This window comes from Xanthovirga aplysinae (assembly GCF_009711365.1).
GTDB classification, from domain to species: domain Bacteria; phylum Bacteroidota; class Bacteroidia; order Cytophagales; family Cyclobacteriaceae; genus Xanthovirga; species Xanthovirga aplysinae.
Genome location: NZ_SMMB01001132.1, coordinates 1 through 8,931, shown reverse-complemented (window position 1 = coordinate 8,931; position 8,931 = coordinate 1). Strand labels below are relative to the sequence as shown.

The window sequence follows — 8,931 nt, the reverse complement described above, 5'->3', positions numbered from 1 at the left end:
TCAATTTGACGAGACACACTACGCCGGTCGAGTTATTAATCAGGTATTTTACATCAAATTGATTAAAAAAGAAGCCCTATTTTTCGTTTCCCTTTCTTTTATTTTTACCGTCGTTATCTTGTTTTTAACTTTTCGGTCCCTTTGGGGAGTGATTTTTCCACTGGTAGTGGTGGGACTCAGCATCCTAGGAGTTTTTTCCTTTATGAAACTCACCAATAAACCAATGGATCTTATTTTAAACGTGATCCCTACCACCATGATGGTGATTGGTATTTCCTACGTCATTCATTTGGTATCCAAATACCTAGAAGAATTAAGGCTCAAAAAGGAAAATTGGATGGCGATAAAAAACGCATATTTATGTGTTGGCCTTCCCACTTTTTTAGCAGCCATCACTACCGCCATAGGTTTCCTAACCCTCATGAGTTCCAATGTAAAACCAGTAGTAGATTTAGGTATTTATTCTGCTATAGGGGTTGGACTATGCCTTTTGTTAAGCTTCACCTTCCTTCTGGCGGCTCTAAATTTACTAAAACGTCCTCGAATTGTTCGAAAGCAACAACATGAACTTTTTTGGTCCAGAATCCTTCATTATATGTTCTTAAAATTATTAAAATATAAAAAGACAATTCTTCTCATTTGCCTTCTTCTGGCTGGGGGCGGTTTATGGGGAATCCTTCAAATTAGGACCAACAATTATATTTTGGAGGACCTCAAAAGCAACCATCAACTAAAGCAAGACTATAAATTTTTTGAAGAACAGTTTTTTGGTGCCCGTCCATTTGAAATGTCCATTAGCCTGAAAGATTCTTCATCTGTATTAGATGAAGAGGTACTGCAAACCCTTGATATAGTGGATGACTTTCTTGAAGACGAATATGGAGTAGGATTTGTAAATTCACCTGTTTCAGTAATCAAATCCTTTAACCAGGCTTACCATGGTGGAGCTAAGGAATACTATCAAATCCCCAAAGGAAAAAAACTGAAGAAAATTATTAGACGCCTAAAACAAGCAGGTTTAAATTCTCCTCTCTACAAGTTTGTCAGTAAAAATGAGATGGAAGCAAGAGTTGCCGGAAGAATGGCAGACATTGGAAGTGATGCTTCTTCCAAAAGGAATATAAAATTACAACGCTTCATGAATTCTTTGAACCCGAAAGACATAAACTACAAACTTACGGGCTCTGCCACCTTAATAGAAAAAAACCACCAGCTAGTAACTAAAAATCTTATAAAAGGTCTTACCCTTGCTTTTTTGCTAGTGTCTCTTGTTGTAGGAATTATTTATCGTTCCATCGGAATAGCCTTCTTTTGCCTTATACCTAATATCTTTCCCCTACTTCTTACCGCTGGGATTATGGGCTTTTTTGGTGTACCCCTAAAATTGTCTACCTCCATTGTTTTCACCATTGCCTTCGGAATTGCGGTAGATGATAGCCTTCACTTTTTAGGAAGGCTTCAAATGGAGAGAAAACAGGGAAAATCTATGCTATATGCATTAAAACGTACTTATTTATCAACCGGGAAAGCCATAAGTGTCACCTCCATCATCCTTTGTGGGGGCTTTCTCACCCTTACTTTTTCCAATTTTTTAGGAACTTTCTATATTGGACTGTTCACCAGCCTTACCCTTCTTTTTGCTGTTCTGGCCGACCTTATTTTGTTACCTGCCTTATTGATGGTATTTTATCCTAAGGGAAAACCATGATTTTTCAGCCTAATTTCTAAACCTTATTTTACACTTATAGCAGTTTGTAGGATTTTTTATTAGATAATTTGTAACATTATCCTATAATGACATCCCTATCTTAGCAAATTCCTAATCTTTTTATTTAAACTTGTTTTCAATTTTTGAATTATATTGCAAAGCATTCAAAGATAAAATTAACTCGAGTCAATGTCCAAATTTAGGTAGGAACCTCTAATGAGGTGCTTTTAATTTATCCTATCCTTTTCGATATCAATATGGCGTTTAAATCGGCTTTTCCGGATTCCCTTAATGAAGAAAAAACCCATCAATTCTAATATTAAAAGCATTAGATTGAAAACGGAACAAATCAGGTAGCTTTTTTATTCTAATATTCTCCTATTACGCAATTCGTTTCAATTAATTTGATATATTTAGCGCTAATATTTTTGTTTGAAATTTCCTCTTATAGATATCAAAATTTATTCTAATCCTATTTTTTTAAGAAAATTTTAGGCAATCAATTAGTTTAACAAAACAACCAAATTATTTATCACTTATGAAAAAATTCTATTCCCTTTTTTTAGCTCTTTGCATTGTTCTGACCACAAATGGCCAGGACAGCAATGACAATTGGGATGTTACCCAACCCGATAAACCCTTTAAAGAGATTACCATAGAAACAGATGAAGGAACCTGGATGAATCTAGATGTTAGCCCTGATGGAAAACAAATTGTTTTTGACCTGCTTGGGGATATTTACCTTATGCCCATAACGGGAGGAGAAGCTATTCTCTTGCGATCAGGTCATGCTTATGAAGTACAACCACGATTCAGCCCAGATGGAAAAAAAATTGCCTTTACCAGTGATGCTGGTGGTGGTGATAATATTTGGATCATGAATAACGACGGTTCACAAGCTCACCAGGTTTCAAAAGAAGATTTCCGTTTATTGAACAATCCAGTTTGGACACCAGATGGACAATATCTAATTGCCAGAAAACATTTTACTTCAGAACGATCTCTGGGTGCAGGAGAAATTTGGATGTATCATATCAGTGGGGGAAAAGGGATACAACTAACCAAACGTAAAAACGACCAACAAGATGTAAACGAACCTTGGGTGAGCCCTGATGGACGCTATGTGTATTTTAGTGAAGACATGTATCCAGGAGGATATTTTCAATACAACAAAGATCCTAACAGCCAGATTTATATTATTCGTCGCTACGACCGGGAAAAAGGAGAAACAAAAAATTTCATATCTGGCCCCGGAGGAGCAGTAAGACCTCAAGCATCACCTGATGGTAAAAAGCTTGCTTTTATTCGAAGAGTAAGAACAAAATCTGTTTTGTTTATTCAAGATTTAGAAACAGGAATTCAACGCCCTGTTTACGAAGAACTTTCAAAAGATCAACAAGAAGCTTGGGCCATTTTCGGAGTTTATCCAGGGTTTAACTGGATGCCCGACAATAAGAATGTTGTGATATGGGCAAAGGGTAAAATTCGTAAAATAAATACCGAAAATGGTTCTGCCCAGATAATTCCATTTAAGACAAAAGCAAAACATCAAATAGTAGATGCTCTTCAATTTAAAAATAACCCTGACCCTGACACTTTTGAAGCCCATGTTATTCGCCATGCTGTTACTTCACCTGACGGCAAGTGGTTGGTATTTAATGCAGCAGGAAAACTTTGGAAAAAACAACTACCTAATGGGAAACCACAACGTCTTACTACTTTTACTGACTTCGAATTTGAACCCAATTTTTCCCCTGACGGAAAACAAATCGTTTTTGTGAGTTGGAATGACGAGAATAGAGGAGCCATTTGGAGAATTCCTTTAAAAGGAGGAAAAGCCATTAAGCTTACAAAAGAGAAAGGTATCTTTCGGGAACCTGCTTTTTCTCCCAACGGAAACCATATTGTATACCGAAAAGAAAGAGGAGGCCTAACCTTTGGGCAGGCATATTCCGTAGATCCTGGGATTTATTGGATGAACATCCAAGATAAAAAGCCTCAATTTATAACTTCAGAAGGGACCAACCCCAAATTTAATGCAAAAGGAGATCGCATTTATTACCAAACCGGTGGCTCCATTTTTGGTGAGCTGGACAAAAATTTCAAAAGTATAGACTTATCAGGAGAGGATGAAAAAACACATTTCCATTCAAAATACGCCAATCAGTACACCTTAAGCCCGAACCATCAATGGTTGGCATTTAGCGAGCTACATCAGGTATATATTATGCCATTTGCAGAGAGTGGGAAATCATTTGAATTATCTGCGGATACAGAGGCCCTACCTCTGGCTAAAGTCTCAGATGATGCGGGAATAAATTTACAGTGGTCAAGTGATAACAAATCATTACACTATACTTTGGGAAATACCCTTTATTCCGTTGCCTTAAAAGATGCCTTCACTTTTGTAGAAGGTGCAGCCGACAGTATCCCTGAAATCAAAAAAGATTCGTTGCACATCAACTTGACTCTAAATTCTGACCGCCCAAAGGGGTTAATTGCGTTTAATGGAGCAAAACTCATCACCATGAATGGGGAAAAAGTCATTGAAAAAGGAGTAATTCTCATAAAGGATAATAAGATTCTCGATATTGGACCTGCTAACCAAGTAACCATACCGGAGGATGCCAAAATAATTGATGTGGAAGGGAAAACCATTATGCCCGGTATCATTGATACCCATGCACATTTAAATGCCTTCCGAACAGGTTTAAGTCCCCAAAAAGACTGGCCGTATTATGCCAACCTGGCGTTTGGGATCACCGCCACTCATGATCCTTCCTCCAACTCAGAAATGGCCCTATCTCAATCTGAAATGGTGAAAACTGGAAATATGGTGGGACCAAGAATTTTTTCTACAGGTACCATTTTATATGGTGCAGATGGAGACTTCAAAGCCCCGATTAAAAATTTGGATGATGCTCGATCTACCATAAGAAGAACCAAAGCCTTTGGAGTATTCTCTGTAAAAAGCTATAATCAACCACGTCGGGAGCAAAGACAACAAATCATTAAGGCAGCAAGGGAAGAAGGTATCATGGTATACCCTGAGGGAGGTTCCACCTTCTTTCATAATATGACTATGATTCTCGACGGACACACCAGTATAGAACATAATGTGCCCGTGGCTCCACTTTATAAAGATGTAGTGAGTTTATGGTCGGCTAGTAAAACTGCCAATACCCCAACCCTAATTGTAAATTACGCAGGATTGAGTGGGGAATATTATTGGTATCAAAAAACGAATGTTTGGGAAAATGAAAAATTACTCAAATATACCCCTAGAGCAGTAATTGATGCCCGCTCACGCCATAGAACAAAAGCCCCTGAGGAAGAATATGAAAACGGCCATATCCTCACCTCTCGATCTCTAAAAAAGCTGGTGGACAATGGTGTAAAAGTTTGTGTGGGCGGACACGGCCAATTACAAGGATTGGGAGTTCATTGGGAAATGTGGATGCTTCAGCAAGGAGGAATGACCAATATGGAAGTATTAAGGGCGGCCACCCTTCACGGAGCAGAATATATTGGAATGGGGGACCATTTAGGGTCTTTGGAGGTTGGAAAATTAGCAGACCTGATAGTTCTAGATAAAGATCCTTTGAACAACATTCAAAATACCAATTCTGTGGCCCTCACTATGGTTAATGGAAGACTTTATGAGACAGAAACTATGAATGAAATTGGAAACTATAATCGACCTCGTACAAAATTCTTCTGGGAATTAGATGGATATAATTCTAATTTCGACTTCCATGCAGAAACCCAAAGTTTTATGCTTCCTCATTGTGTATGTGAAATGAATTAAAAGGAATTATAGAGACGCAAAAATTTGCGTCTCTTTTCTCTCTTATCCTTAAATGATCAAGAAATGTATGAGGAAAGCACTTCGATGACTCATTCTTTATTCAAAACTTTTTATCTTCCAAAAATCTATTTGATAATATTTATATTCCAATCTTCTGGTTTCTTCAATACATTAACCCCAACATCACTATTAAAGCGAAACAACTCCAACTCCATTTTTTCCTTTCCTAACATCAAATTAGATATTCTCACTGAGTTGACAAAATTGGGTAAAACAGGTCTACTAAACCGAACTTTTTTACTAATGGCATCAATTTCAATCTGCAAGCAGGCCTGCAATAAAAAGAAAACCGCAGCTACAGACCACGCTTGAGGAGAACAGGCAACAGGATATGCTGTAGGAGCTTCTCCCCTTCTGGCACTAAATCCACAAAACAACTCTGGCATTCGAAATAAATCAATAAAAATAGCGGCATTGAATAAGCCATCCATTATTTTCAGAGTTTCCTGTTTAAAACCATAACGTGACATTCCAAAGGCAACCATGGCTGTATCATGTGGCCAAACCGAACCATTATGATAAGACATAGGGTTGTACCGGCTTTCATCCATGGCCAAAGTTCTTATTCCCCAACCTGAATACATCTCCGAACTAAGTAAGGACTCCACAATGCGACCTGCCTTATCTTCATCAACGATTCCCGAAAACAGACAATGCCCGGCATTAGTGGATTTAACCCGGCATGGCTTTTTATTTTTATCCAATGCTAACACTATCGACCCCAATTCTTCATCCCAAAATTTTTCATTGAATTTCTTTTTCAAAAGTTGAGCCTCTTGTATTAACCTATCTGACAAGGCGGCATCCTCCATTTTGTGGGCAAGAAAGGCAACTTCCATTTTAGCTTCGTAAACATATCCTTGCACTTCACAAAGAGCAATAGGGTCTTCAGCCAAATCACCATTTTTATGAGAAACCGAATCATGGGAATCTTTCCAGCCCTGATTCGTAAGGCCACTTTCTTCTTTATGCTGGTATTCAACAAACCCGTCTTTATCCAAATCGCCAAAGGTATCTATCCACTTGAGGGCATTTAATATTTGAGGCCAAATTTCTGTAATAGTTTCTTCATCGGCGGTACGTCTGAAATATTTCCCAGCCAGCACCAAAAATAAAGGAGTAGCGTCAACTGTCCCATAATATCTTTTGAATGGAATTTCTCCCATTTCAGCCATTTCTCCACTTCTCAGTTCATGGAGTATTTTTCCAGGTTCCGCATCCTGAAAGGAGTTTTCTTTTTCAGATTGGTTATAGGCCAAGAACCTTAATACACCACGTGCAATTTCAGGATCTATCCATAAAGTTTCCAAAGCAGTGATGATTCCATCCCTTCCAAAAACCGTATTGTACCAGGGAACCCCGGCATAGGGATATTTACCATAGGGAGTAGAGGTCAGTAAAGAAAGAAGATCAAATTTGGAGCGATTTATCCAATCGTTAAATTGTTCATTGCTACTATAAATATGAGCTATTTGTTCTTTTCCCCAGGAAAGGTCACTCATGATACTCTCATAAGCCTCTTGATAAGGAACCACCTCAATCTTTTGTTCCCCTAACTGAAAAACCATTGTAATATAAATGAAAAGAGATTTTTGAGGGGCTAGAGTCACATTATAGATCACTTCCTTATGGTCAATTCTCTCCGGTTTAGGACTAAAGTGAATATTGGTTGCACGGGTCAAATGATCAAGGCCTGTGTAACTCAATTTCAAATCAGATTCATTAAATATTTCCAAAGGCAATAGTAATCCTCTTTCCTTTCTGGCAATTCCTCTTACCTCAAAAATATCTCTAAAGTCAGCATCAAAGGCAAAGCTTAGTTTTAAATCGTAAGATTTTTGATTAAAGTTCTGAAAGTGAAAAACTTCATAACTCACACCTTCCTTCAGAAACTTATTTCGGCCTATATGAATACTCCCTTTAAGAATCCGGCTCCCATCACTTAATGCAATATCAGGATTAGTTAAATCTACCGACTGACTTTCATTCTCATATTTAACCGTAGAGCTTAATAAGACAGGTCGGTGATCATTCACACGAAATTCCAGGTCACTTACAAAACGTGTACCCTCATGGTAAATGCCCTGCAATTGTTTACTTATTCGCTTGATATCGCCCCAGCGATCAAATACACCAAAGGTATTACCATAATTGAGAACCCTTACCCGGTCATCTGTATAAGAGGAAGAGGCAAGGATGTAATATTGATCGTCCTTTATAAAGGTCTCTTTATGCTTCATATGCTCCAAATGCTAAAAACATATAGTCTAATGGTTGCAGCTCCTTCCCCTACCTACATTTTACTGTATAAGGAAACGTCTGACACTTGTTTTAATAGTAAACTTTTTAGACTACCTGATTTGTTTGAAGCAATAAGTTTTTTGTATACATTTAAATAATCGGCGGCCATTCTTTGCACACTAAAGCGCTTTTCAAATTGCTTCCTACATGCTACCCGATCAATATTTTCAATTTTTTCAAGAGCTTTTACTGCTTCTTCTATAGAGGAAACAATAAATCCAGTCTTTTCTTCATCTACCACCTCATTCACCGAACCACATGGCCAGGCAAGAACAGGCGTTCCACAAGCCATGGACTCGATCATTACCAAACCAAAAGGTTCGGACCAATCTATAGGAAACAAAAGTGCTTTTGCTTTTCCTAAAAAGTCAACCTTTTCTTTTTCTCCAATCTCCCCCACATATTCCACTAGAGGGTCATTCATCAAAGGCTGGATTTCTTTTTCATAATATTCCTGATCTGCCTTGTCAATCTTAGCTGCAATTTTCAATTTTATTCCCGCTTTTTTTGCTATTGCAATGGCACGATCCAGACGTTTCTCAGGAGATACACGGCCAATAAAAGCAACATAATCCCCATCTCCCTTACCCAATTCATAAAGGTCTAATGGTAAACCATGATAAACTGTTTCTGTCCAATTTGCCAACGGTAAAGGCAATCTTTGGTCATTGGAAATTGAAACTACAGGCATCTCTCCAAATTTTTCATACAGAGGAGACAATTCTGGTATGTTTAATCTCCCATGTAAAGTAGTTAATTGAGGATTTCGAATCAGCTTGGATACCGGAAAATGTAAATAATCAATATGATAATGAATTACGTCAAATTCATGATAACGCTCCAATACTTCTTGTAACATTGTAACATGTGGAGCCAAAGGGTCTATACAATTTCCTAACCGTAAGGCTTCTTTGGAACCTGAAACTAATTTAGCGGAAGTTTGAGAATCCCCAGAAGCAAACAAAGTCACATCATGACCTTGCCTAACCAGCTCTTCGGTTAGGTAAGATACAATTCTTTCTGTCCCACCGTACATTTTGGGAGGAACCGATTC

At 38.0% G+C, this 8,931-nt stretch carries 4 protein-coding genes; 2 read left to right on the top strand and 2 right to left on the bottom strand.

Annotation, left to right across the window (positions count from 1 at the left end):
• Window positions 1-1,708 (top strand): efflux RND transporter permease subunit (locus E1171_RS13895; protein WP_155206633.1); only part of this gene is annotated, 1,708 nt, incomplete at its 5' end.
• Window positions 1,709-2,246: 538 nt separating this feature from the next.
• Window positions 2,247-5,516, top strand: coding sequence for an amidohydrolase family protein (locus tag E1171_RS13890; protein WP_155206632.1), 3,270 nt, complete (start codon window positions 2,247-2,249; stop codon window positions 5,514-5,516).
• 125 nt (window positions 5,517-5,641) lie between these two features.
• On the opposite strand, the gene E1171_RS13885 is transcribed toward E1171_RS13890, so the two are convergent.
• Both E1171_RS13885 and E1171_RS13880 read right to left on the bottom strand, forming a co-directional pair.
• Window positions 5,642-7,816 carry an amylo-alpha-1,6-glucosidase gene (locus tag E1171_RS13885; protein WP_155206631.1) on the bottom strand — a complete coding sequence of 725 codons (2,175 nt, stop codon included), beginning with the start codon at window positions 7,814-7,816 and terminating at the stop codon, window positions 5,642-5,644.
• A gap of 53 nt (window positions 7,817-7,869) precedes the next feature.
• The coding region (locus E1171_RS13880) for a glycosyltransferase family 4 protein (protein ID WP_155206630.1) at window positions 7,870-8,931 on the bottom strand (1,062 nt) is incomplete at its 5' end.

Coding starts and splice junctions, on each gene's coding strand:
- E1171_RS13885 (WP_155206631.1), bottom strand. CDS start 7,816: ATGAAGCATAAAGAGACCTTTATAAAGGACGATCAATATTACATCCTT.
- E1171_RS13890 (WP_155206632.1), top strand. CDS start 2,247: ATGAAAAAATTCTATTCCCTTTTTTTAGCTCTTTGCATTGTTCTGACC.